The following is a 21,591-nucleotide window of genomic DNA, read 5'->3' on the forward strand; positions in this document are numbered from 1 at the left end:
TTGCCCCTCTCGTGCCGCGGGACATCGCACAATTTTTGCCGGAGAGCGGGTAGCCGCGGAGAGGGTCGAAAGTCCCCGAACCGGTGGGGGCGTTTTTCACCGGCAGTCGAACAGCACCCCCGCGCTCGCCGCGGCGGCGCCGATCCACGCCGCCGGGACGTGCGAGCAGTGGCGGGTGATCCACGCCAGCCGCTCGACGATGGCCGGTTGCGGCCCCTGCCCGATCATCCCCGACCGGCCGCCGCCGCCCATGCGCAGGAACACCGCGGGCAGCAGGACGAACCGGACGCGGCCGTCGCGGACCCAGCCCGCGAACTGGGCCGCGGTCGGCGCCGGATCGAGCCCGAGGTAGCCGCCCAGCGGCGCGACCCGGGCATCGGTGTGCACCAGAAACGGGTCGGCGCCGTAGCTGCCGCCCTCGATCGCGAGCTGGATCGGGGCCGTGGCGTCGTGGGCGACGGCGTAGCTGAGGGTTTCGCGCTGGCCGGCGGTGAGCCGGCCGGCAGCGTCCATGAACGCGACGTAGGCGGTTCCGGCACCGCCCAGCACCGTCTTCGCGACCGCTGAACCGTCCGAAGTGGAGGGACCGGCGACCGGGTCGGCGGCGAGGAGCACGTCGGAAGGTGTGGCCGCGGCGAAGATCGAGTAGGCCGCGGGGCCGGCGAGGATCGCGGCGAACCCGGCGAACGCGACGGTACGGCGGCGTGGCACAGCGGCGATCATCGCGACCGCGCCGAGTGCGAGTACCGCGAACTTGAGCCAGGGCAACCATTGTGGGGTGCGGTCGAGCAGGACGAACGAAAGCGCGGTGGTGCCCGCGATCGCCCCGAGCAGCCAGGCGCGGTGCTCCCGCCAGGCGGCGACGAGTCCGGCGGCGGAAAGCGCCGCGACCGCGGGTGCGAGTGCCGCCGTGTAGTAGGCGTGGAAAATCCCGCCGGTGAAAGAGAAGACGAGCGCGTAGACGGCGAGCCAGCCGCCCCACAACAGCCAGCCGCTACGTTGTCCTGGCATGCCGCGCCGATAGCGGACCGCGGCGAAGATCGCGGAACCGATCGCGAGCGGCAGGAACCACGCGATCTGGCCGCCGACGACCGGATCGAACAACCGCAACGGCCCCGGCGGGCCACCCAGGTTGGTGCCGATCGCCGCGCCGAACGCGCTCTGCGGGCCGGTGTCGGCACCGACGAGCCGGCCGAAACCGTTGTAGCCGAAGATGAGTTGCCAGATCGAGCCGCCGGTCGTGCTGCCTACGAACGGTTTCTCCCCCGGCCACAGGCTCACCAGCAGCGGCCACCACAGCGAGACGGCGAGCGTCGTGACACCGCCGAGCGCGAGGTGCCCGAGCTTGCGCCAGCGGTGCACCGGCGCGGGCAGATAGGCCAGTGCCAGTGCGGGAAGCACGGCCCACGCGACGATCATCTTGGCGAGGAAACCCAGTCCCACGAAGGCTCCGGCGGCCAGCAGCCAGCGCGCCCGGCCCTCTTCGGCGGCGCGCGTGACGCAATAGGCGGCCAGGAGCAGCATCAGGATCAGCAGCGTGTCGGGCATGTCGTCACGGTTGATCGCCGTCGTGACCGGGGACAACGCCAGGATGAGCGCGGCCAGGAGCGCGGTCGTCTCGCCCGCCCACCTGCGGACGACGCGGTGCAGGACGAACACCGCCGCGACGCCTTCCGCCGCCTGGACGAGCGCTATCACCCACCAGTGGTAGCCGAGGATCCACGAGGCGACCGCCTGCACCCAGAACGCCAGCGGCGGCTTGTCGATCGTGACCACGCCCGAGGGGTCGAAGCCGGAGAACAGGAACGCCGCCGTGCTCCGGGACATCGAATGTACGGCCGCGGCGTAGTACGGCTGGACGACGCGGCCACCGAGCGCCCAGCCGTAGAGCAGTGCCGCAGCGGTCAGGACGGCGAGCAGGGCGGCGAGTTCCCACCGGCGGCGAACGATCATGCGGCCACTCAACCGCAGCGAGCGCCGCCGATCGTCAACCCTCGGGTGGGAACTCCCGGTCAACCCTGGGGCTTAGTTATCCGCCCCAGGGCTCGTACCACCGCGGTACATTGATCTTCCACGTAGTCCAGCCCCGCCTCGGTCGCGATCCTGCGTGCTTCCGGCGAGACGATGCCCTGCTGGAGCCAGAGCGTCTTCGCGCCGATCGCGACGGCCTCGCGCGCGATGCCCGGCGCCTCGCGGGCGGGCCGGAACACGTCGACGAGGTCCACCGGCTCCGGGATGTCGCTCAGCGAGCGGTACACCTTCTCGCCCAGCAGTTCGTCCGCGGACGGGTGCACCGGGATGATGCGGAACCCGTTGGCCTGCAGGTTCGCCGGCACGGAGTGCGCGGCCTTGGCGGGATGCCGGCTCAGTCCCACGACGGCGATCGTGTTCGCGGCGGCGAGGGCGCGTTGGGCGAGGTCAGCCATACCGCGTTCAACCCCGCAGGTCGGGTGCGCATTCCGGGTTTCACTGCCTGGCGCGCGGGTAGCCAGGTGACGTGGACACGAACGCCTATGTGACCTTCCTCGTGGTAGGGGTCGTGACGGTCGTGATCGACGGTCAGATCATCTATCACAGCGGCAAGCGGTACCTGCGGCATTCGGCGGGTGACCCCGCTGCCGAATCCTCGATGACCAGGCTGGTCGTGGTGCTGTTCCACCTGGCGGTGCTGGGTGTGCTCGCGTTGCTGTCCACCGTGCGCTTCCCCGGCGGTGGCTCGCTGCCCGGCGTCGTCGGGCGGCTGGGTGTGCTGCTGCTGATCGTCGCGGTGGCGCACGGTATCGCGATCGGGGTGCTGACCCGGCTGCGCGAGGAGCAGGCCGTCGAGGACTACCGCAACCGCCCGCCCGTCGACCGGCGGCTGCCGGAGGCGACGATCCGCCCGATCGACCCGTCGGACTGAGTCACCACGCACCTTCGGTCTACAGAACATTGACGACCGAGAGGTATCTGTAGAGAATCGTCCCATGACGAAGGTGTCGTTCGACCGGGATCCGGGTTCCTACCGTCACTGGCACCTGCGCGTCGAGCCGCCGGTGGCCTGGCTCGAGCTGGACGTCGACGAGCAGGGCGGGCTCGTTCCCGGGTATGAGCTGAAGCTGAACTCCTACGACCTCGGTGTCGATATCGAACTGTACGACGCCGTGCAGCGTTTGCGGTTCGAACATCCCGAGGTCGGCGCGGTGATCGTGACGAGCGCGAAGGACAAGGTGTTCTGCGCGGGCGCCAACATCCGCATGCTCGCCGGTTCTTCGCACGAGTGGAAGGTGAACTTCTGCAAGTTCACCAACGAGACCCGCAACGGGATCGAGGACGCGACGGAGCACTCCGGGCAGGTGTATCTGGCTGCGGTCAACGGCAGTTGCGCCGGCGGGGGCTACGAGATCGCGTTGGCCTGCGAGAAGATCCTGCTGGTGGACGACAACTCGTCGACCGTCGCGCTGCCGGAGGTGCCGCTGCTCGGTGTACTGCCCGGTACGGGCGGGCTGACGCGGGTCACCGACAAGCGGCGCGTCCGCAAGGACCGGGCGGACGTGTTCGCCACCCGGCCGGACGGGGTCAAGGGCAAGACCGCGGTGGACTGGCGGCTGGTCGACGAGTTGGTGCCGCGCCAGGAGTTCCGGGAGGTCGTCGCCGCGCGGGCGCGCGAGATCGCCGCGCGCGGCAGCCGCCCCGCCGACGCGAAGGGCATCAAGCTGACGCCGCTCGACCGGGTCGAGACCGAGGGCGAGATCCGCTATCCGAACGTCTCGGCGAGGCTGGACCGGGCGGCCGGCCTCGTCGAGATCACCGTCCGCGGGCCCGGCGAGGACGGCTGGTTCCTCGCGATGACCCGCGAGCTCGACGACGTGATTCTGCGTTTGCGGACGAACGAGCCGGAGCTGGGCACGTGGGTGATTCGCACCGAGGGTGACCCGGCCGAGGTGCTCGAGCACGAACAGCGCGTGCTGGGCGGCGGTGACTGGCTGTCGAACGAGATGGCGCTCTACTACAAGCGCACGCTCAAACGGCTCGACGTCACCAGCCGCAGCCTGATCGCGCTGATCGAGCCTGGCAGTTGCTTCGCGGGGATGCTGCTGGAGCTGGCGCTGGCGTGCGACCGCCAGTACATGTTGGACGGTCCTCCGATCGACGACGAGGACAGCGAGGAGCGAGCTTCGATCCTGCTGTCCGAGGCCAACTTCGGCGCTTTCCCGATGGGGAATGGACTGTCGCGTTTGGAATCCAGGTTCTACGGCGACGGCGACCACCTGGACTGGTTGAAGCGGGAACGCGACCGTTCGCTGGGGGCGGCGGAGGCGGTCGAGCTGGGTCTGGTCACCGACGCGCCGGACGACATCGACTGGGCGGACGAGATCCGCATCGCGCTGGAGGGCCGCACCGCGCTGAGCCCCGACGCGCTGACCGGGATGGAGGCCAACCACCGGTTCGTCGGCCCGGAAACCCTCGAGACCAAGATCTTCGGGCGGTTGACCGCCTGGCAGAACTGGATCTTCACCAGGCCGAACGCCGCCGGGCCGGAGGGCGCGCTGCGCCGCTACGGCACCGGGCAGAAGGCTTCCTTCGACCGCAAGCGGGTGTGAACAGTGCCGGAGAAGATCGACTACGACAGCAAGATCCCCAACAACGTCAACCTCACCGAGGACCGGCGGCTGCAGCGCGCGCTGGAAGGCTGGCAGCCGAAGTTCCTGAACTGGTGGGGCGAGATGGGCCCGACGCTGGAGACACACGGGGTGTACCTGCGCACCGCGGTCAGCGTCGGCCGCGACGGCTGGGCGCATTTCGACCACGTCAACGTGCCGGACTACCGGTGGGGCATCTTCCTCGCCGAACGCGACCCCGACCGCACGATCGCGTTCGGCGAGCACCGGGGCGAACCGGCATGGCAGCAGGTGCCGGGCGAGTACCGCGCCGACCTGCAGCGGCTGATCGTGATCCAGGGCGACACCGAACCGGCGTCGGTCGAGCAGCAGAAACTACTGGGGCTGACCGCGCCGTCGCTGTATGACCTGCGGAACCTGTTCCAGGTCAACGTCGAAGAGGGCCGGCATCTGTGGGCGATGGTGTACCTGCTGCACGCCTACTTCGGGCGCGAGGGCCGCGAGGAGGCCGAAGCGCTGTTGCACCGCAACTCCGGCAGCCCGGACGCGCCGCGCATCCTCGGTGCGTTCAACGAGGAGACCGCGGACTGGCTCGCGTTCTTCATGTTCACCTACTTCACCGACCGGGACGGCAAGTACCAGCTGGGCACGCTGAAGGAATCGGCGTTCGACCCGCTCTCGCGCACGTGTGAGTTCATGCTCAAGGAGGAGGCGCACCACATGTTCGTCGGCACCACGGGTGTCGACCGGGTGGTGCAGCGTTCCGCCGAGCTGATCCGCGAGCACGACACGATGGACATCGGCGCGCACGGCGGGATCCCGCTGGAGATCGTGCAGCGCTACCTCAACTTCCACTACAGCGTCTCGCTTGACCTCTTCGGCAGCGAAACCTCCACCAACGCCGCGAACTACTACACGGCGGGGCTCAAGGGCCGCTGGCTCGAACCGCGCCGCAAGGACGACCACAAGCTCACCGACGACAGCGCCGAGCTGCGGCGGCCCCGTGACGACGGCACGTGGGACAGCGACGAGCTGCAGAAGATCCTGCTGCTGAACCTGGATCTGCGCGAGGAGTACATCGCCGACTGCCAGTCCGGGGTCAAGCGCTGGAACCGGATCCTGGAGGAGGCCGGCATCTCCTTCCGGCTCGCCCTGCCGCACCCTGGCTTCAACCGCGCGGTCGGCATAAACTCCGGTCACCGCATCACGCCGGACGGGACGATCGTGGACGGAGAGACCTGGGAGAACGGCCGGAAGCACTGGCTGCCCAGCAGCGAGGACCTGGCGTTCGTCCGCTCGCTCATGCACCCGGTGTACGAGCGAGGGAAGATCGCCGGCTGGGTCGCGCCCCCGCGCCAGGGGATCAACGGAAATCCGTTCGACTACGAGTACGTTCACCTCTAGGGAGGCGGGGCTCATGGCGGGGTTCAACGCGGTGGATTACCTGCTCGACAGGCATGTACGTGCGGGCGAAGGCGGGCGCGTCGCGGTGATCACCCCGACCGGGACGCTCACCTACGCCGAGTTGGCTCAAGAGGTGCACCGCGTCGCGGGCGGCCTGGCCGCGCTCGGGGTGCGGCCGGAAGAGCGCGTGATGCTGTGCATGGTCGACGGGGTCGAGCTGCTGTCCGGCATCCTCGGCGCGATGTACGCGGGCGCCGTGCCGGTGCCGGTATCGACCATGGTCACCGGCGCCGAGCTGGGCAAGGTGCTGGCCGACTCGCGGGCGCGCGTGCTGTGCGTGTCCGCGGAGTTCACCGCCGCCGCGAAGGAGGCCGCGGCGCTGGCTCCGGAGCTCGTGTCGATGGTGCTCGACCGGGCGGATCCGCTGGACTTCCCCGGGGTGGACACGCACGATTGGGCCGAACTGTCCACATCGGACCCGGTCGCGCCGTTCGGCACGTGGGAGGATTCACCCGCGTTGTGGCTGTACACCTCGGGCACCACGGGCGAGCCCAAGGGTGCGATGCACCGGCATGCGAGCATTCGCGCGGTCTGCGAGACGTATGCTCGCGACGTCCTCGGCATCCGGTCCGAGGACAGGTGCTTCTCCGTCGCGAAGCTGTTCTTCGCTTACGGCATCGGGAATTCCGCGTTCTTCCCGTTCTCGGTCGGCGCGAGCACGGTGCTGGAGCCCGGCCGCCCCTCGCCGCAACTGGTCGCCGAGCGGGCCCGCGCCCACCGTCCCACGTTGTTCTTCGGCGTGCCGACCTTCTATGCGGCGCTGCTGGCCAGCGACATCCCGGACGACGCGTTTTCCTCGGTGCGCCAGGCGGTTTCCGCGGGTGAACCGCTGCCGGCCGTGCTGTTCGAGCGGTTCCGGGACCGGTTCGGGGTCGAGATCCTCGACGGCATCGGGTCCACCGAGGCGCTGCACATCTTCCTGTCGAACCGGCCCGGCGAGGTCGTCCCGGGCACCACGGGTACCGCGGTGCCGGGCTACGACGTCGAAATCCGTGACACGCTGGGCGCGCCGGTCGAGGCGGCAGGGGAGCCGGGGGAACTGTTCGTGCGCGGGCCCTCGACCGCGTTCGGCTACTGGAGCCGGTACGAGACGTCGAAGCGCGTGTTCCAGGGGGAGTGGCTGCGGACCGGTGACAGCTACGTCCGGAATCCGGACGGCACCTACACCTGCCTCGGCCGGTTCAACGACATGCTCAAGGCGGGCGGGATCTGGGTCTCACCGTCCGAAGTGGAGCAAAGACTGCTGCAGCATCCCGACGTGGCCGAGGTGGCCGTCGTCGCGGCGCCCGACGAGGACGGAATCGACAAGCCCGTCGCGTGCGTGGTCCCGGTGGCCGGGCGCGCGATCGAGCCCGATGTGCTGATCGAGTTCTGCCGCGAAGGGCTGGCTTCGTTCAAGCGGCCGCGAGCCGTGGTCGAGGTGGCCGAGTTGCCGAAGACGGCGACCGGCAAGATCCGCCGCAATGTGATCCGCGAGCAGGTCCGCGATTCCCTGCGCCCGGGAGCGCTCGCGTGATCGATGGCAGGGCGGTCGTCGACGCGCATGTGCACGCGCCGCGGCTGAGCACGGTCAAACCGGCCTGGCGCGAATGGGCGGAGAAGTTCTCCGGCCCGCACGACTGGCGCTCGGCCTACGACTCCGACGGGGTGCCGGTTCCGTCCAAACTGGACGCGTTGTTCGAGTCCGAAGGCGTGGATCGCGTGCTGCTGTTCAGCGAGTACAGCCCGCGCGCGACGGGGATCCAGCCGATCGAGGACAACCTGCCGCTCGTGCGCCACAACCCGGTCCGGTTCCGGCTGGTCGCGAACGTGAACCCGTACCTGCACCATCCGGTCGCCGCGGAGGCGGAGCGGCAGCTGGATCTCGGTGCGGTGGCGTTGAAGATCCACCCCGTGCACGGCGCCTTCTCGCCCGCGGACAAGGAGCTGTACCGGGCGTACCACGTATGCGCGGAGCGGGGCGTGCCGGTGATCCTGCATTCGGGCATGAGCAGTTTCCCGGGCGCACGAACGAGTTTCGGCAATCCGGAGCTGCTTTCGGACGTGGTCGAGGACTTCCCGGAGGTAGACTTCGTCTTCGCGCACGGCGGCCGCGGCTGGTGGTACGACGCGGCGGCGTTCATGGCCTTGGCCCGGCCGAACGTCTGGCTCGATCTGGCCGGCCTGCCGCCGAAGAAGCTCCCGGAGTACTACGCGCGGTTCGATTTCGAGCGCCTCGCCGGGAAGTTCGTGTTCGGCACGGACTGGCCGGGCGTCCCAGGCGCCGCCCGCAACGTGCGAGCCCTGGCGTCGCTAGGTCTACCGGACGGCGTCCTAACGGACGTCCTATCCGGCAACGCAGCCAAACTCTTCCCCAACCTAGCCATCTAAGGGCCCGCCCCTGCCCCTCGCCCGGGGCTCCCGCCGCCCGCAAGTTGGGCCTTCACTTCCCGCGAGTTGGGCTTTCGCGGGTGGTGAGTCGGGCTCCCGCGGTCGGTGAGTTGGGCTTTCGCTGCCCGTGAGTTGGGCTTTCGCCGGGCGTGAGTTCGGCTCCCGCCATCGAACCCGCTCGCGCCCGCCGCCCCGCCTCGCGCCCGCCGCCCTCGCCTCGGCCGCCGCCCCGCCGCCCCTGCCGCCGTGGGGTGGCGCTGCCGGACACGCCAGCCATCAGCCGCCATCAGCCGCCGTTGACGGAGCGCAGGGTTCGCATCGCTTCGGCGAGGGCCTTCGACGCATCCGGGCCCAGCGGATCCAGCACCCGCCGCCGGAGGATCTCAGCGCAGGCGTGCCGTGCCTTTTCGGCCACGCTCCGGCCGTGCTCGGACAGGCACGCGTAGGTCACCCGCCGGTCGTCGCGGCTCGGCCGCCGCACGATCAGGCCCGCCGCCTCCAGCCGGTCCGCAACCTTGGTGAAACCACCGCTGGACAGCGCCGCCTCGTTGGCCAGCCTTGTCATCGGCATCTGATACCCCGGGGTGCGCACGAGCCGGAGAAGGATGTCGAACTGCGCGGGCGACAGTTCGAACCGCTCGCCGATCTCGCCCATCAGCTTGTCCTGCGTCGCGACGTAGCCCTCGATGACCAGGCCCCACCACGTCACTATCTCGTCATCGTCTGCCACGCGAAGAGTATACGTGGACTTTTCTTACCGGAATATATCTTGCCAGAAAGAGGTTTTCGACCTAGATTCTGTATGACACGCCTCTTGAGGAGGAACGATGTCCATCAAGACGACCGGGCTGCACCACGTCACCGCGATCGGCGGTGACCCGCAGCGCAACGCCGACTTCTACCTCCGCACCCTTGGCCTCCGCCTGGTGAAGACCACCGTGAACTTCGACGATCCCGGCACGTATCACCTCTACTACGGTGACGAGTCCGGCGTACCCGGCTCACTCCTGACCTTCTTCCCCTGGAAGGACGCGCCGAAGGGCCGGCGCGGCACCGGTCAGGCCACCACGACCTCGTTCTCCGTCCCGGCGAATTCGATCGGATGGTGGAAGGACCACCTCGGGCGAGCCGGCATCACCACCGGCCGCATCACCAGCCGCGACGGCGAGGACGTGCTCACGTTCGACGACCCGGACGGGCTGCGGCTCGCGCTCGTCGCGCATCCGCAGGGCGACCCGCGGGATCCGTGGGACAACGGACATGTGCCCGCCGAGCACGCCATCCGTGGCCTGCATTCGGTGACGCTGTCCGTCGCCGAGGAGGACGCGACCGCGGAGATGTTCGGCGAGTTGGGCCTGACCTTCACCGGACAGGACTCCAACCGCCTGCGGTTCGGTGCCGGCGAGGGAGGGCCGGGCGCGCTGGTCGACGTCGTGGTCACGCCGGGCACTCCGCGCGGGGTCGTCTCCACCGGCACCGTGCACCACGTCGCATGGCGCGCGCCCGACGAGCCGACGCAGGCATCCTGGCGCGCGGAACTGGTCGACCGCGGGGTGAACGTGACTTCGATCCTGGACCGCCAGTACTTCCGGTCGATCTACTTCCGTGAGCCGGGCGGCACGCTCCTCGAGGTGGCGACCGACCAGCCGGGCTTCGCGATCGACGAACCCCTGCTGGAACTGGGCCGCGCGCTCAAGCTCCCGCCGTGGCTCGAGCCGGACCGCGAGCAGATCGAGCACGCCCTGCCGAAACTGAACCTACCCAGCGAGAACAACCCGGCACAGGCGTGACGCTCCAGGACGTTGTCACCCTGGAGGCGGTCGAAGTGGCGAAAGTGTGGCTATAGCCTTGGCCAGATGGACTTCGCCGCCATCGAACCCGCAGGAAAGTCCACAGTAGACGATCCGGCGGTGACCGCGGTCGAGCGCTGGGCCGCGGAGCTCGCCGAGTGGGCGATCCCGCCGGAGATCCTCGCGCGGGCGGAGGAATCGCCGTGGGGGGTGCCGCCGAACGTGTTCGTCCGCCGCGCTGACAGCCAACTCGGCGCGCCCTCGACGCCGACCCACCGGGCGGTCCTGGACTACGGCGGCACCGTGCTGGACATCGGGGCCGGGGCGGGCGCGGCGAGCCTGCCGTGCGCGCGGGCGATCACGCACGTCACGGCCGTGGACCCCAACGCACGACTGCTCGCCGAGTTCGCCGAGCGGGCCGCCGGACTGTCCGTGCCGCACCGGACGATCGAAGGCAGGTGGCCGGATGTCGCCGACCAGGTGGGCGTCGTCGATGTCATCGTCTGCGCGAACGTCCTCTACAACGTGCCGGACCTGCCGCCGTTCGTCGAAGCGCTCGCCAGGCACGCGCGGCGGGTGGTCCTCGAGCTGACCGACACCCATCCGCTGGCTGAGATGAACGACCTGTGGAAGCGCTTTCACAACCTCGACCGCCCGCACGGGCCCACCGCGGACGACGCCGTGGTCGCGCTGCGTGAGCTCGGTGTCGAGCCGGAGGAGGTGCGCTGGCAGAAGGCGCCCGCCCCGGTCCCGTTCGACGAGCTGGTCGCGGTCACTCGCCGTCGCCTGTGTCTCGCGCGTGACCGGACCGCGGACGTGGCCGCCGCACTCGCGGGTGACCGGGCGGGTACGCGCCGCATGGTGACGCTGGTCTGGTCACCCGATCGGATGCCGGAATCGAGCACAATGCCGCTGGTCGGACGATAATTCGCGTATGACGCAGGACCACGAACCCGCCCCGCCGTCCCCGGAACCAGCCACAACCCCTCCGACGAAGATCGACCGCACCCGGGTAAGCGGTACCTGGGCCGCCGTGATCGTCGCCATCATCGTCCTGGTCTTCCTGCTCATCTTCATCCTGCAGAACCTCGGCACCGCCACCGTCCAGTTCCTCGGCATGAGCGCCGGCCTCCCGCTCGGCGTCGCGATGCTGCTGGCCGCGATCGGTGGCGCGGTGCTGGTCGCGCTCATCGGCGCGGCCCGGATCATGCAGTTGCGCAGGGCGACCAAGCGGGCCCACCGAGCACTCCGCTGACCTGACGGTCGGCTCGGTAATCTCTCGGGCGTGACGAGCGAAGACCTGCCGGCGGTGCCGGACGCGGAGAGCTCCCTGCTGCAGCGAGCCGGGCGGCTGGCGGGCTGGGCCGCGCGCACCGGTATCTCGGCCGGGCGGCGCCTGCCCGGAGTCGAGAACGCGACCGAGGGCCTGCGCCTTGTCGAGCGCCAGGTGCTGTCCACCCTGCGCAGGCGTCTGGACCGGATCGACGACCCGTACGTGGTCGCGCTCACCGCCGCGTCGACCGAGTCGAACGGCTCCGGCCAGCTTGTGGTGATGGCAGAGCCGCTGAGGGCGGCGATGAGGGAACTTCTCGACCGCTCGGCCACCTTCGACCGGGACCGTGCCCGCGAGTATCTCTACGCGACCGTGCTCCGTGACCTGACTCCCGACGAAGCCCGCATCCTGGCAGTACTCGCGGGCGGTGAGGCCTATCCCGCCGTCGACGTGGTGGCCCGCGGGGACCGGATCCTGCTGCGCAACGCCTCGACCGTCGGCAAGGCGGCCGGGGTGACCCTGCCCGACGAGGTGCCCAGCTACCTGACCAGGCTGGCCGGGTTCGGCCTGGTGGACATCACCGCCGAAGACGCGGCGCTGAGCTCGCAGTACGAGATTCTCACGACCGACGAACTGGTGCGCGCGGTGCGCGCCGCGGCGAAGCGGGCGAAGCTCGTCCGGCACGCCGTGCGACTTTCCCGGTTCGGCACCCGGTTCTGGGCGGCCTGCGATCCGTCTTTACCGGCTCGCGTGCCCTGAAGTCCCCCAACTACCGTGTAACGAAATCCCCGATGGCAACGCTGTTAAGGGCGGGGATCAACGGGGTGGTTTCGTGCTGCTCTATAGCATATTTCGGGCACAAAAGATACGCTTTTGTTGGCATTGTCACACGTGTTTCGTCGTCGTTGCAGGTAGTTAGCCCGCCTGCATCATGCTTCGGTGAACCTCCCAAGAACCTCTGTTAGGTTGTTTTGACATGTCCGGAAAGCACTTGATCGACTCTCCGACCAAGGCCGACGGCGCTGCGCTATGGCGAATCGCACGGGATTCGCAGAAGCTGGATCTCAACACGCCGTATGCGTATTTGTTGTGGTGCCGCGATTTCGCCGGCACCACCGTTGTGGCCAAAGTGGACGGTCGCGCGGTCGGTTTCGTCATCGCGTACCGCAGACCGGCCGCACCCGATGCGGCGCTGGTATGGCAGGTCGCCGTAGACGCCGCGCAGCGTGGAAAGGGCCTGGCCGGGGCGTTGCTGGATGAGCTGTTCAGCCGCTTGGTGCGCGACGGCGTGCGTTACCTGGAGACGACGGTCACGCCTGACAACGACGCCTCGATAAGAACATTCGCGTCGTTCGCGAAGCGCTGGAACGCGTCGATGGAGCGGGTGCGGCTGTTCGACAGCTCGGACTTTCCCGCGGATGACGAGCCGCACGAGCCGGAGGACCTCTACCGGATCGGGCCGCTTTCCCGGTAATAGTGTGGGAATTGGCCACCGATCAGGAATCAGTCGGGAGTTGGAAAAGCACGTGAGCATCTTCGAAAAACTCGAGTCCGAAGTGCGCAGCTACAGCCGGGGGTGGCCGGTCGTGTTCGACCGCGCCCTGGGCAGCCGCCTCTACGCCGAGGACGGCAAGCCGTACCTGGACTTCTTCGCGGGCGCGGGAGCACTCAACTACGGGCACAACAACCCGGTGCTCAAGCAGGCTCTGCTCGACTACATCGCGCGTGACGGGGTCACGCACTCGCTGGACATGTTCACCGTCGCCAAGCGCGACATGCTGGAGACCCTGCAGGAGAAGATCCTGCAGCCCCGCGAGCTGGACTACAAGGTCATCTTCCCAGGTCCCGGCGGTGCCAACGCCGTCGAGGCGGCACTGAAGCTCGCTCGCAAGGTGACCGGCAAGGAGTCGGTCATCAACTTCACCAACGCCTTCCATGGCATGACGCTGGGCGCGCTGTCGGTGACCGGCAACTCGATGAAGCGCAGCGGCGCCGGTATCCCGCTCGTGCACGCCACGCCGATGCCCTACGACCAGTACTTCGACGGCGTGTACCCGGACTTCCTCTACTTCGAACGGCTTCTCGACGACTCCGGCAGCGGGCTCAACGAACCGGCCGCGGTGATCGTGGAGACCGTGCAGGGCGAGGGCGGCATCAACGCGGCCGGTATCGAATGGCTGCGCGGCCTGTCGGATCTGTGCCAGCGGCACGACATCCTGCTCATCGTGGACGACGTGCAGATGGGCTGCGGGCGCACCGGTCCGTTCTTCAGCTTCGAGGACGCCGGCATCAAACCGGATATGGTCTGCCTGTCGAAGTCGATCAGCGGCTACGGCCTGCCGCTCGCGCTCACTCTGATCAAGCCCGAACTGGACGTGTGGGAACCGGGCGAGCACAACGGCACCTTCCGCGGGATCAACCCCGCGTTCGTCACCGCGGCGGAAGCGCTGCGCACCTACTGGAGCGACGACGAGCTGGAGAAGTCCACGCGCGCGAAGGGCGAACGGGTCGGCGCGGCGCTGGAAGGCATCGCCGAGGCCTACGACGGCGGCATCATCGCGAAGGGCCGGGGGCTCGCGCGCGGCCTGGAGTTCGCCAGCGGCGAGGTCGCGGGGAAGGTGTGCGCGGCCGCGTTCGACCGCGGGCTGCTGATGGAGACCTCCGGTCCGGACAGTGAGGTGGCTAAGCTGCTGCCGCCGCTGACGCTGTCCGAGTCCGAAGTGGACGAAGGCCTCGAGATCATCGACGCCTCCGTCAAAGCCGTACTGGGCAAGTAGAAGGAGAGTTGTTTTGATCGTCCGTACCCTCGACGAGATCACCGACACCGACGCTGATATCAAAACGCCGAACTGGCGCAGCAAGCGGATAATCCTCGCCAAGGAGAAGGTCGGGTTCTCGGTTCACGAGACGACGCTCTACGCGGGCACGGTGAACGACTTCTGGTACGCGAACCACATCGAAGCCGTGTTCGTCTTCGAGGGCGAGGGCGAGGTCACCAACAAGGCCACCGGGGAGACGTTCCAGCTCAGGCCGGGCTCTCTGTACCTGCTCAACGACCATGACAAGCATCAGGTCCGCCCGAAGACCGACATGCGGACCGTGTGCGTTTTCAACCCGCCCGTCACCGGGCGGGAGGTGCACGACGAAAACGGCGTGTACCCGCTGGTCACCGAAGACTGACCACCCACCACGCACGAAAAAGGGGAAGCCATAAGGGAGGCGAACCGTTTTGACCATGATGGACACCGGTATCGAGGACCGCTACCCGACCCGGGTCACCGGGCCGGTGAAGCCGCTCGACCGGGCCGATCCGACGGTTTGGGGCAGCGAGGGCGACGGGCCCGTCGATGCGGCGACGCTCGCGTCGCATGATGCCAAGGGGTTCCACATCGTCGAGGGACTGCTGTCCCCGGCCGAGGTGCAGGCCTACTGGCAGGAGCTGGTCCGGTTGTCCGGTGATGAGACGCTCAAGGCCGACGAGCGCGTGATCACCGAGAAGGCCAGCGGCGAGGTCAGGTCCATCTTCGAGGTGCACAAGATCAGCGAGCTGATCCGCGAGCTGGTCCGTGACCCGCGGGTGCTCGACCGCGCCCGGCAGATCCTCGGCTCGGAGGTCTACCTCCACCAGACCCGCGTGAACTACATGCCCGGGTTCAAGGGCAGCGGGTTCTACTGGCACTCGGACTTCGAAACCTGGCACGCCGAGGACGGCATGCCCAGCCCGCGCGCCGTGAGCTGCTCGATCGCGCTGACCGACAACTACCCGTACAACGGCGGGCTGATGGTCATGCCGGGTTCGCAGCGCACGTTCGTGCCCTGCGAGGGCGAGACGCCCGAGGACTACTACAAGGCCTCGCTCAAGGAGCAGGAGATCGGCGTCCCGAGCCCGCAGCACATCACCGAACTGGCCGCCGAACACGGTGTCGAGCAGTTCACCGGGCCCGCCGGCTCGGCGCTGTGGTTCGATTCGAACATCATGCACGGCTCGGGCAACAACATCACGCCGTTCCCGCGGTCGAACATCTTCCTGGTGTTCAACAGCGTCGAGAACACGCTGGTCGAGCCGTTCGCGGCGGCCAAGCCGCGGCCGACGTTCATCGGCAGCCGCGAATTCATTCCCGTGACGCGCTGAGTGTCCCACTTCACAGTAGGGGCGGTTGTAGCCGACCCGATGCAGCCTGTTACGGTGTCGCAACCGCTTCGGCGACGGAGCGGACCGAGGTTGTCGCCGGTGGTGTAGGCAGTTCCTCGCTCGGGTGAGTCCTGTGCGACCGCTGACAATGGGCACCGGGTGCGGCCCCGCGCCACCAGATCGGGACTGGTGGCACGGGGCCGCAGTCGTCTACCCGTACCAGGAATCGGCCAAACACGCTTACTGGTCGAAGAGGTTCACTTCCGGCGTGATCTCCAGCAGCTCGTGTACCGGACGTCCGCGGCGGCCGTCGATCGTCGTCGCGCGCACGACGCGCAGGCGAGCCGTCACCGGTCGGTCGAGGTTTTCCTTGATCTGGCCGAGCAGATCCGGCGCGACCGCGCCCTGGATCGTGCCGCCGGATTCCCGCTCCAGGTAGAAGATCCGCCGCCGCGTGCGCACCCCGTCGAGCCGCCCCGAGACAGTCTCGTAGCCGACCGCTTCACGGGACTCGCGCAGGCTCGAGTTCAGCACTTTCGCCTGGTCGAGCGTCATGCTGCGGCCCACCTCCTCGCCGGAGGTGGGGGTCAGCTGGATGCCGATTCCCGCGTTCTTCACCACCGCGTTCACGATGTCGCTGACGGCGTTGCGCACGGTGTCGCGCTGCACCAGCACCGCGTCGAGCGCGCCGTCGTCGGAGCCGTTCGCGGGCAGGAAGTCGCACAACTCCTTGACCGCGCGTTCCGACAGGCTCTCGATGCCGTCGTGGATGAGCGCGTCGTCGAGCGCGGGCTCGGGGAAGCCGAAGAAGATCGTGTTGCCCGCCTGGCCCCGCTGGATCAGCGGCGCCTTGTCGCGGTCGGCCGGCTGGACGTAGGTGACCTCCGCCTGCGGATTGCGGATGATGTGCCCGACCTTCGCGGTCGCGTCCTGCAACGCGCGGCTGATGTCGGAGAACGTGTACGCGTCGAGGTTGGTCGTGCCGAGCATCGACACCCGCAGCAGCGGGGCGCTGGACGTGCGCTCGAACTTCGCGTGCGCGGCCATCGCCGACGCGCGCGCGAGATCGTCGAGCCAGGTGCCGCCCGGGATTTCGTCGGCGATCCTGCGGAACTCGGTCACCAGATCACCTCGGGGAAACCGCGCGTGCCGTCGGCCGACCAGGTCCTCGCCCAGGTCTCCTCGTCACCGGGGAAGCACAGGAAGCCGTCCAGCAGCCCGCCCACCGGCTGCACCTGGTCCAGGTACATCGCGGGCTGGCCGACGATCACCCCGCGCAGCGTGACCAGGCCGTACAGCGAATCGCGTGCGGGCCCAGTCATGCGTTTGAGGTTGCCCCAGTCGTCCGGGATGAGGACGACGTCGAGTCCGCCGGGCACCTGCTTGGTGCGGGCGATGAACGAGCCGCCGATCCAGGCGCGGCCGCCGGGGATGATCCGGGAGACCGCGCCGAGGTAACTGTTGAGGGCACTGAACAGGATCTCCCGCTCGTTCTGGTGGGGCGCGTCGAACACCAGGCGTTCGTAGATGTCGGCGACGTCGGCGGGGAGCCGCCCTGGCGGGAGTAACCCCTCCATGGTCCAGTGCGGGAGCGGCATGCGAAGAAAGTTATCAACTCTGGGATGGCGGCCAGTCGATGGGGAGCGTGCCGGAGCGGTGGCCGCGGTCCGGTTGCTCCGGGTCGACGTACTCGTCCGGCGGTCTCGGGAGCCATTGCGTCTGCTCGGCCTGCACGGGTGGCGGGGCCGGTCTTCGCGCCCGCCGCATGACCAGGGCTCCGGCGGCGGCGCCGAGTACGAACGCCGCCAGCAGCCAGAGCCAGATCTGCCCGAACAACCACAACATCACTGCACCCTGACGTCCACGCGCCGGTCCTCACCCGTGGCGCTGGGCCGGGTGTCGCCATAGCCCTTCGCGGTCAGCCGATCGGCTGGAACCCCGGCCGCGGCAAGCGCTTTCACCACGGCGTCTGCCCGGGCCCGTGACAGTTCCATCGCGGCCGCCTCACCGTCCGGGGCAGGTGCGACGTGCCCGCCGACTTCGAAGGTCAGCCCGGCAGGCGCGGCCATGAGCACGTCGGCGAGCCGCGCGACCGCGTCACCGCCGCCCGGTTCGGTTGCGTTCGGGCCGAAGACGATCGGGTCCGCGGCGAGCGTGCGATCGATCTCGGCCTGCACGGCGGCCCTGCCGGGTCCGGTCAGATGCGCGCGCAACTGGGGGCCCTGGACGGTGACCACGGCCAGCGCCAGCAGGCCGGTCACCACAACCGCGATCGGCGCGACCGGGACCCAGAGCCGCGAACCGGACACATCGCGACTGTAAGCCGAGGTCAGGCCGGGCGCGACTCAGCTGGTGGAGGCGCGGTCGTCGGCCGGCATCGACGGGATCACGTACGGGGTGAGCTCGGGCCGCTTGGGGGACAGGCCGTCGCCCATCGACTCGCCGCGTATCTGGCGGCGGATCCACGGCAGCAGATGCGTCTTGGTCCAGGCCAGATCCGAGCGCCGCTGGGTGACCCAGCTTCGCGGCACCTCCAGCGCCGGCCACGGTTCGCGCCAGTCCCCGGTCACCGGCACGGCCAGCAGTTCCGCCGCCCGCAGCGCGATGCGCCGATGGCCCTCGGCAGTGAAGTGCAGCCTGTCGTCGCTCCACGCGCGAAAGTCCCGCAGCACGTCCATCGCCCACAGGTCGACCACCCGCGCACCGTGGCGGTCCGCGATCGCCCACAGGTTCGTGTTGTAGATGCCGATCTTCCCGCGCAGCACACTCATCACCGACAGCGTCTTCGTGTCGGGACCGTTGAACAGCAGCACGTCGATACCGGCGCCGGTGAGCGCGCCGACCACCTCGTCGATCTTCGCGCAGATCTCGTCGACGTCCGTGCCGGGCACGATGACGTCGTTGCCGCCGCCGCAGAAGGTCACCAGATCGGGCCTGAGCTCGAGCGCGACGGGCACCTGCTCGTCGACGATCTCCGCGAGCATCTTCCCGCGCAGCGCGAGGTTCGCGTACTGGAAACCCGGTCTGCCACCGGCGAGCGTTTCGGCCAGCCGATCCGCCCAGCCGCGGAAGGTGCCGTCGGGGAGTTCGTCGTTCAGGCCTTCGGTGAAGCTGTCACCCAAGGCGACATAGCTTTCGTAGCCGTACACGCTGCGATCCCCTCTCTCGCGCACCCCTACCCCCAGGAGCAACAAACCGAGGATGCCGCGCTGTTCCCTGGCTACGCCACCGTCGGTTTGCTCGGAAGTCATAGTTTCTTACGTTGTCGGCCATTCGCGCCTCTCCATTACTGGAATCGAGACCTGGCCTGTGGTCAAGATCTCGGGATCTGTCGCCCGGACGATCGGAATCGGGCAGCATGTAAGGGTGACCTCACCTCCGATTCGCGAACGAGAATCCCTGGCCAGCGTGCTCGGCGGGCGCAAGGGCGCGGTGGACGCGAGCCTGCCGCCGCTCGCCTTCGTCCTCGGCTGGCTGATCGCCGGCAACTCGATCGCGTGGGGTTCGGGGGCGGCGATCGGGACCGCGGTCGCGGTCGGCGTGTTCCGGCTCGTCCGCGGGGACAAGGCGCGCGCCGTCGTGGTGAGCCTCGCGGCGGTGATCGTCGCCGCGCTGGTCGCCCTGCACACCGGGCGCGCGCAGGACTTCTTCCTGATCCAGTTGCTGTCCAATGTGGCCAGCGCGCTGCTGTGGGCGGCGAGCGTCGTGGTGCGGTGGCCGCTGCTCGGCGTGGTGGTCGGGCTTGTGCTCGGCCAGAAAACCCGGTGGCGCAAGGATCCCGCGTTGCTGCGGGCCTATTCGCGCGCGAGCCTTACCTGGTCGTGCCAGTACCTGCTGCGGGTGGCGGTCTACCTGCCGCTGTGGTGGGCCGGGGAACTGGTCGCGCTCGGCGTGGCACGCACGGTACTCACCTGGCCGCTGCAGGCGCTGACGCTCGCGGTGAGCGGCTGGGTGCTGTACCGGACGCTTCCGGACGACCACCCTGGGCTGCGGCTCAAACCCGCCGAGGCGGAGTAGCCCCGTCGCCGTAGGCCTCGACGGCGGCCAGCCAGGCCGCGCCGTACATGCCGTCCGTGCTGGTCAGGACGTCCAGACCGGTCAGGCGCAGGCGGACCAGTTCGCCGACCGGACCGCTGAGCACGCTGCCGACGAGCACGACCGGGGTGTCCTCGCCGGGCTCGCGCGCCGCCAGCGCGATCCCGGCGAGCAGGTCCGCGGCCCGGTCGAGGATCGGTCTCGCGTCCGCCGCGGCACTGACCAGCGGAGCGAACCGGGCGAGCCGGATCGGGGCTTCGGCGTTCGCGACGGTGATCAGCCGCTGCCACGCGCGACGGCGGTCGGCGGTCTCGATCCCGGCCGCCGCGAGCACGGACCGGGCGAGCTCGCCCAGTTCGCGTTCGCCGCTGAGCGCGTCGAGAGTGGTCCGGACCGCTTCGCGACCCAGCCAGAACGCCGAACCCTCGTCGCCGAGCAGCCAGCCGTAGCCGCCGACGGTCGAGACCAGCCTCCGCTTGCGGATCCGGCCCGCGATCGACCCGGTGCCTGCGACCAGCACCGTGCCGTCCGGCGCCCGCGTCACCGACGCGAAGGCCACCTCCGCGTCTGTCAGTACGCGCACCCCGCTCAGGCCCAGCCGCGCCCAGGTCTCCTCGAAGAGGGCGGCCACGGCCGGGTCGGTGAGCTTGCTGGTCCCGGCCATACCGACGACGCAAGCGCTTGCGTCCTGCGGGTCCAGCCCTTCGAGGCAACCACCGATCGCCTCGGCGAGGTGGGCCGTGGCCGTGGCGGGCGGTTGGGAGTTCGGGTTCGCGCCGCCGGACCGCCCGGTGCCGAGCACCGTCCCGTCCGCGGCGACGGCGACCGCGCGGGCTGACGTGCCGCCCGCGTCGACCCCGACCACGAAGCTCATCGCGTCCTGGTCACCTTGCGCAGGCCGCGCGGGTTGTCCGGGTCGCCACCGCGCGCGATCGCGAGGCCGAGCGCGAGCCGCTGCACGGGCAGCACCTCCAGCACCGGCGACAGTTCTTCGGTGGTCTTCGGCACCGGGATCCGCACCGCGGCCGGCACCTCGTCGCTGGCCGAGCCGAGCGCGAGGACGTCAGCGCCGCGCTCGGAAACCGCTTTCAGTACGTCGGTCATCGCCGCGCCACCGCGGCCGGACCCGGTCACCGCGAGGACCGCCGTGTCCTCGTCGATCGCCGCGACCGGGCCGTGGAGGAGGTCCGCGCCGCTGTACGCGCGGGCGGCGAGGTAGCTCGTCTCGGCGAGTTTCAACGCCGACTCCAGTGCCGTCGCGTACGAGTAGCCACGGCCGGTGGTGATGATCCGGTTGACGAAGCGGTACCGGTCGATCGCGCGCTGTACCGGGATCTGGAGCGCTTCCTCGGCGAGCCCGCCCAGTTCGGCCGCGGCCGCGCCGTCACCGCCGCGTACCGCGTCGATGAGCAGGTACAGCGCGAGCAGGGTCGCCGAGTACGTCTTCGTGGCCGCGACGGCGCGCTCGGTGCCGGCGCCGACGTCCACCGCCAGTTCGGCGGCGTTGCGCAGCGGCGAGGACGGGGTGTTCGTGACCGCGACCGTCCGCGCGCCCTGCTTGCGCGCGGTCTCGGTGAACTCCAGCAGGTCAGGCGAACCGCCGCTCTGGCTCACCGAGATCAACAGGACGTCGCGCAGGTCGGGGCGGGCGCCGTACAGTGTCACGGTCGACGGGGACACCAGGCCCGCCGGCAGCCCCAGCAGTACCTCGATCAGGTACTTCGCGTACAGCGCCGCGTGATCGCTCGATCCGCGCGCGGCCAGCAGGGCGAACCGGGGCGGCCGCCGGGCGATCACCCCTGCCACCTCGGCGAACTCCGCGCGCCGGGCCACCTGGCCGGCCAGCACGGCGGGTTGCTCCGCGATCTCGGCTGCCATGTGCTGTCCGGGGCTCGTCATCCTCGTCCCTTCTCGTCATCCGCGATT

The 21,591-nt window shown here is 69.3% G+C and carries 24 protein-coding genes; 14 read left to right on the top strand and 10 right to left on the bottom strand.

The window, feature by feature from the left end; all coding sequences use genetic code 11:
• Positions 1-96 precede the first annotated feature (96 nt).
• Positions 97-1,953, bottom strand: coding sequence for a glycosyltransferase family 39 protein (locus FG385_RS06425; RefSeq protein ID WP_139095679.1), 1,857 nt, complete (start codon positions 1,951-1,953; stop codon positions 97-99).
• A gap of 59 nt (positions 1,954-2,012) precedes the next feature.
• On the bottom strand, positions 2,013-2,426 hold the full coding sequence (locus FG385_RS06430; RefSeq protein ID WP_139095680.1) for a CoA-binding protein: 414 nt from the start codon (positions 2,424-2,426) through the stop codon (positions 2,013-2,015).
• A 71-nt stretch (positions 2,427-2,497) separates the two neighbouring features.
• On the opposite strand from FG385_RS06430, the gene FG385_RS06435 reads away from it, so the two are divergent.
• The 5 genes from FG385_RS06435 (at position 2,498) to FG385_RS06455 (ending at position 8,435) form a co-directional block, all read left to right on the top strand.
• Positions 2,498-2,902, top strand: a complete 405-nt coding sequence (locus FG385_RS06435; protein WP_235022418.1) for a hypothetical protein — start codon at positions 2,498-2,500, stop codon at positions 2,900-2,902.
• 64 nt (positions 2,903-2,966) lie between these two features.
• A complete protein-coding gene (boxC, locus tag FG385_RS06440; protein WP_139095681.1) occupies positions 2,967-4,583 on the top strand; it encodes a 2,3-epoxybenzoyl-CoA dihydrolase in 1,617 nt (538 codons plus the stop codon).
• Positions 4,584-4,586: 3 nt separating this feature from the next.
• The gene (boxB, locus tag FG385_RS06445; RefSeq protein ID WP_139095682.1) at positions 4,587-6,005 is read left to right on the top strand and encodes a benzoyl-CoA 2,3-epoxidase subunit BoxB; all 1,419 of its coding nucleotides are present in this window, start codon (positions 4,587-4,589) and stop codon (positions 6,003-6,005) included.
• A 13-nt stretch (positions 6,006-6,018) separates the two neighbouring features.
• Positions 6,019-7,581, top strand: a complete 1,563-nt coding sequence (locus FG385_RS06450) for a benzoate-CoA ligase family protein (RefSeq protein WP_139095683.1) — start codon at positions 6,019-6,021, stop codon at positions 7,579-7,581.
• Positions 7,578-8,435, top strand: coding sequence for an amidohydrolase family protein (locus tag FG385_RS06455; protein WP_139095684.1), 858 nt, complete (start codon positions 7,578-7,580; stop codon positions 8,433-8,435). The genes FG385_RS06450 and FG385_RS06455 overlap by 4 nt, the downstream gene beginning before the upstream one ends.
• Positions 8,436-8,721: 286 nt before the next feature.
• Here the strand turns inward: FG385_RS06455 and FG385_RS06460 are convergent, their stop codons facing one another.
• A complete protein-coding gene (locus FG385_RS06460; protein ID WP_139095685.1) occupies positions 8,722-9,165 on the bottom strand; it encodes a MarR family winged helix-turn-helix transcriptional regulator in 444 nt (147 codons plus the stop codon).
• A gap of 97 nt (positions 9,166-9,262) precedes the next feature.
• Here FG385_RS06460 and FG385_RS06465 point away from each other — a divergent pair, with 97 nt between their 5' ends.
• The 8 genes from FG385_RS06465 to thpD all read left to right on the top strand — a co-directional run bounded on the left by FG385_RS06465 (position 9,263) and on the right by thpD (position 15,630).
• On the top strand, positions 9,263-10,225 hold the full coding sequence (locus tag FG385_RS06465) for a ring-cleaving dioxygenase (protein ID WP_139095686.1): 963 nt from the start codon (positions 9,263-9,265) through the stop codon (positions 10,223-10,225).
• A 66-nt stretch (positions 10,226-10,291) separates the two neighbouring features.
• A complete protein-coding gene (locus FG385_RS06470) occupies positions 10,292-11,152 on the top strand; it encodes a class I SAM-dependent methyltransferase (RefSeq protein ID WP_139095687.1) in 861 nt (286 codons plus the stop codon).
• A 7-nt stretch (positions 11,153-11,159) separates the two neighbouring features.
• Complete coding sequence (locus tag FG385_RS06475) at positions 11,160-11,480, top strand: LapA family protein (protein WP_139095688.1); 321 nt, start codon at positions 11,160-11,162, stop codon at positions 11,478-11,480.
• A gap of 30 nt (positions 11,481-11,510) precedes the next feature.
• Complete coding sequence (locus FG385_RS06480) at positions 11,511-12,257, top strand: Abi-alpha family protein (RefSeq protein WP_200834328.1); 747 nt, start codon at positions 11,511-11,513, stop codon at positions 12,255-12,257.
• A 217-nt stretch (positions 12,258-12,474) separates the two neighbouring features.
• Positions 12,475-12,972 (top strand): diaminobutyrate acetyltransferase, encoded by a 498-nt coding sequence (gene ectA, locus FG385_RS06485; RefSeq protein ID WP_139095689.1) that lies wholly within the window; start codon positions 12,475-12,477, stop codon positions 12,970-12,972.
• 52 nt (positions 12,973-13,024) lie between these two features.
• Positions 13,025-14,275 carry a diaminobutyrate--2-oxoglutarate transaminase gene (gene ectB, locus FG385_RS06490; RefSeq protein ID WP_139095690.1) on the top strand — a complete coding sequence of 417 codons (1,251 nt, stop codon included), beginning with the start codon at positions 13,025-13,027 and terminating at the stop codon, positions 14,273-14,275.
• Positions 14,276-14,288: 13 nt separating this feature from the next.
• Positions 14,289-14,678, top strand: coding sequence for an ectoine synthase (locus tag FG385_RS06495; protein WP_139095691.1), 390 nt, complete (start codon positions 14,289-14,291; stop codon positions 14,676-14,678).
• Positions 14,679-14,736: 58 nt separating this feature from the next.
• Positions 14,737-15,630 carry an ectoine hydroxylase gene (thpD, locus tag FG385_RS06500; RefSeq protein WP_407645465.1) on the top strand — a complete coding sequence of 298 codons (894 nt, stop codon included), beginning with the start codon at positions 14,737-14,739 and terminating at the stop codon, positions 15,628-15,630.
• Positions 15,631-15,870: 240 nt separating this feature from the next.
• On the opposite strand, the gene FG385_RS06505 is transcribed toward thpD, so the two are convergent.
• Genes FG385_RS06505 through FG385_RS06525 form a run of 5 tightly spaced genes read right to left on the bottom strand, consistent with a single transcriptional unit; the run spans position 15,871 to position 18,779 of the window.
• Positions 15,871-16,755: a hypothetical protein gene (locus tag FG385_RS06505; protein ID WP_139095693.1), complete on the bottom strand. Its 885-nt coding sequence runs from the start codon at positions 16,753-16,755 to the stop codon at positions 15,871-15,873.
• Entirely contained in the window at positions 16,749-17,228 is a 480-nt protein-coding gene (locus FG385_RS06510; RefSeq protein WP_139095694.1) for a DUF6932 family protein, read from the bottom strand. The genes FG385_RS06505 and FG385_RS06510 overlap by 7 nt, the downstream gene beginning before the upstream one ends.
• A 13-nt stretch (positions 17,229-17,241) precedes the next feature.
• Positions 17,242-17,475, bottom strand: a complete 234-nt coding sequence (locus FG385_RS06515) for a hypothetical protein (protein WP_139095695.1) — start codon at positions 17,473-17,475, stop codon at positions 17,242-17,244.
• Entirely contained in the window at positions 17,475-17,939 is a 465-nt protein-coding gene (locus tag FG385_RS06520) for an OmpA family protein (RefSeq protein ID WP_139095696.1), read from the bottom strand. The genes FG385_RS06515 and FG385_RS06520 overlap by 1 nt, the downstream gene beginning before the upstream one ends.
• Positions 17,940-17,975: 36 nt before the next feature.
• Complete coding sequence (locus tag FG385_RS06525) at positions 17,976-18,779, bottom strand: SGNH/GDSL hydrolase family protein (protein ID WP_139095697.1); 804 nt, start codon at positions 18,777-18,779, stop codon at positions 17,976-17,978.
• Positions 18,780-18,996: 217 nt separating this feature from the next.
• Between FG385_RS06525 and FG385_RS06530 the strand changes: the two genes are divergently transcribed.
• Positions 18,997-19,647 (top strand): DUF3159 domain-containing protein, encoded by a 651-nt coding sequence (locus FG385_RS06530; protein WP_139095698.1) that lies wholly within the window; start codon positions 18,997-18,999, stop codon positions 19,645-19,647.
• Here FG385_RS06530 and FG385_RS06535 read toward each other — a convergent pair.
• Both FG385_RS06535 and FG385_RS06540 read right to left on the bottom strand, forming a co-directional pair.
• Complete coding sequence (locus FG385_RS06535) at positions 19,625-20,539, bottom strand: N-acetylglucosamine kinase (protein WP_139095699.1); 915 nt, start codon at positions 20,537-20,539, stop codon at positions 19,625-19,627. The genes FG385_RS06530 and FG385_RS06535 overlap by 23 nt on opposite strands.
• Positions 20,536-21,543 (bottom strand): SIS domain-containing protein, encoded by a 1,008-nt coding sequence (locus FG385_RS06540; protein ID WP_407645466.1) that lies wholly within the window; start codon positions 21,541-21,543, stop codon positions 20,536-20,538. The genes FG385_RS06535 and FG385_RS06540 overlap by 4 nt, the downstream gene beginning before the upstream one ends.
• Positions 21,544-21,591: the final 48 nt, after the last annotated feature.

The sequence above is a fragment of the Amycolatopsis alkalitolerans genome, assembly GCF_006152065.1.
In the GTDB taxonomy this organism is placed as follows: domain Bacteria; phylum Actinomycetota; class Actinomycetes; order Mycobacteriales; family Pseudonocardiaceae; genus Amycolatopsis_E; species Amycolatopsis_E alkalitolerans.

Excerpts from the sequence above, each read along its gene's own strand:
- ectA (WP_139095689.1), top strand. The coding sequence starts at position 12,475 with ATGTCCGGAAAGCACTTGATCGACTCTCCGACCAAGGCCGACGGCGCT.
- thpD (WP_407645465.1), top strand. The coding sequence starts at position 14,737 with ATGGACACCGGTATCGAGGACCGCTACCCGACCCGGGTCACCGGGCCG.
- FG385_RS06515 (WP_139095695.1), bottom strand. The coding sequence starts at position 17,475 with ATGTTGTGGTTGTTCGGGCAGATCTGGCTCTGGCTGCTGGCGGCGTTC.
- FG385_RS06475 (WP_139095688.1), top strand. The coding sequence starts at position 11,160 with ATGACGCAGGACCACGAACCCGCCCCGCCGTCCCCGGAACCAGCCACA.
- FG385_RS06540 (WP_407645466.1), bottom strand. The coding sequence starts at position 21,543 with ATGGCAGCCGAGATCGCGGAGCAACCCGCCGTGCTGGCCGGCCAGGTG.
- FG385_RS06425 (WP_139095679.1), bottom strand. The coding sequence starts at position 1,953 with ATGATCGTTCGCCGCCGGTGGGAACTCGCCGCCCTGCTCGCCGTCCTG.
- FG385_RS06535 (WP_139095699.1), bottom strand. The coding sequence starts at position 20,539 with ATGAGCTTCGTGGTCGGGGTCGACGCGGGCGGCACGTCAGCCCGCGCG.
- FG385_RS06470 (WP_139095687.1), top strand. The coding sequence starts at position 10,292 with ATGGACTTCGCCGCCATCGAACCCGCAGGAAAGTCCACAGTAGACGAT.
- FG385_RS06430 (WP_139095680.1), bottom strand. The coding sequence starts at position 2,426 with ATGGCTGACCTCGCCCAACGCGCCCTCGCCGCCGCGAACACGATCGCC.
- boxC (WP_139095681.1), top strand. The coding sequence starts at position 2,967 with ATGACGAAGGTGTCGTTCGACCGGGATCCGGGTTCCTACCGTCACTGG.
- FG385_RS06510 (WP_139095694.1), bottom strand. The coding sequence starts at position 17,228 with ATGCCGCTCCCGCACTGGACCATGGAGGGGTTACTCCCGCCAGGGCGG.
- FG385_RS06465 (WP_139095686.1), top strand. The coding sequence starts at position 9,263 with ATGTCCATCAAGACGACCGGGCTGCACCACGTCACCGCGATCGGCGGT.
- FG385_RS06450 (WP_139095683.1), top strand. The coding sequence starts at position 6,019 with ATGGCGGGGTTCAACGCGGTGGATTACCTGCTCGACAGGCATGTACGT.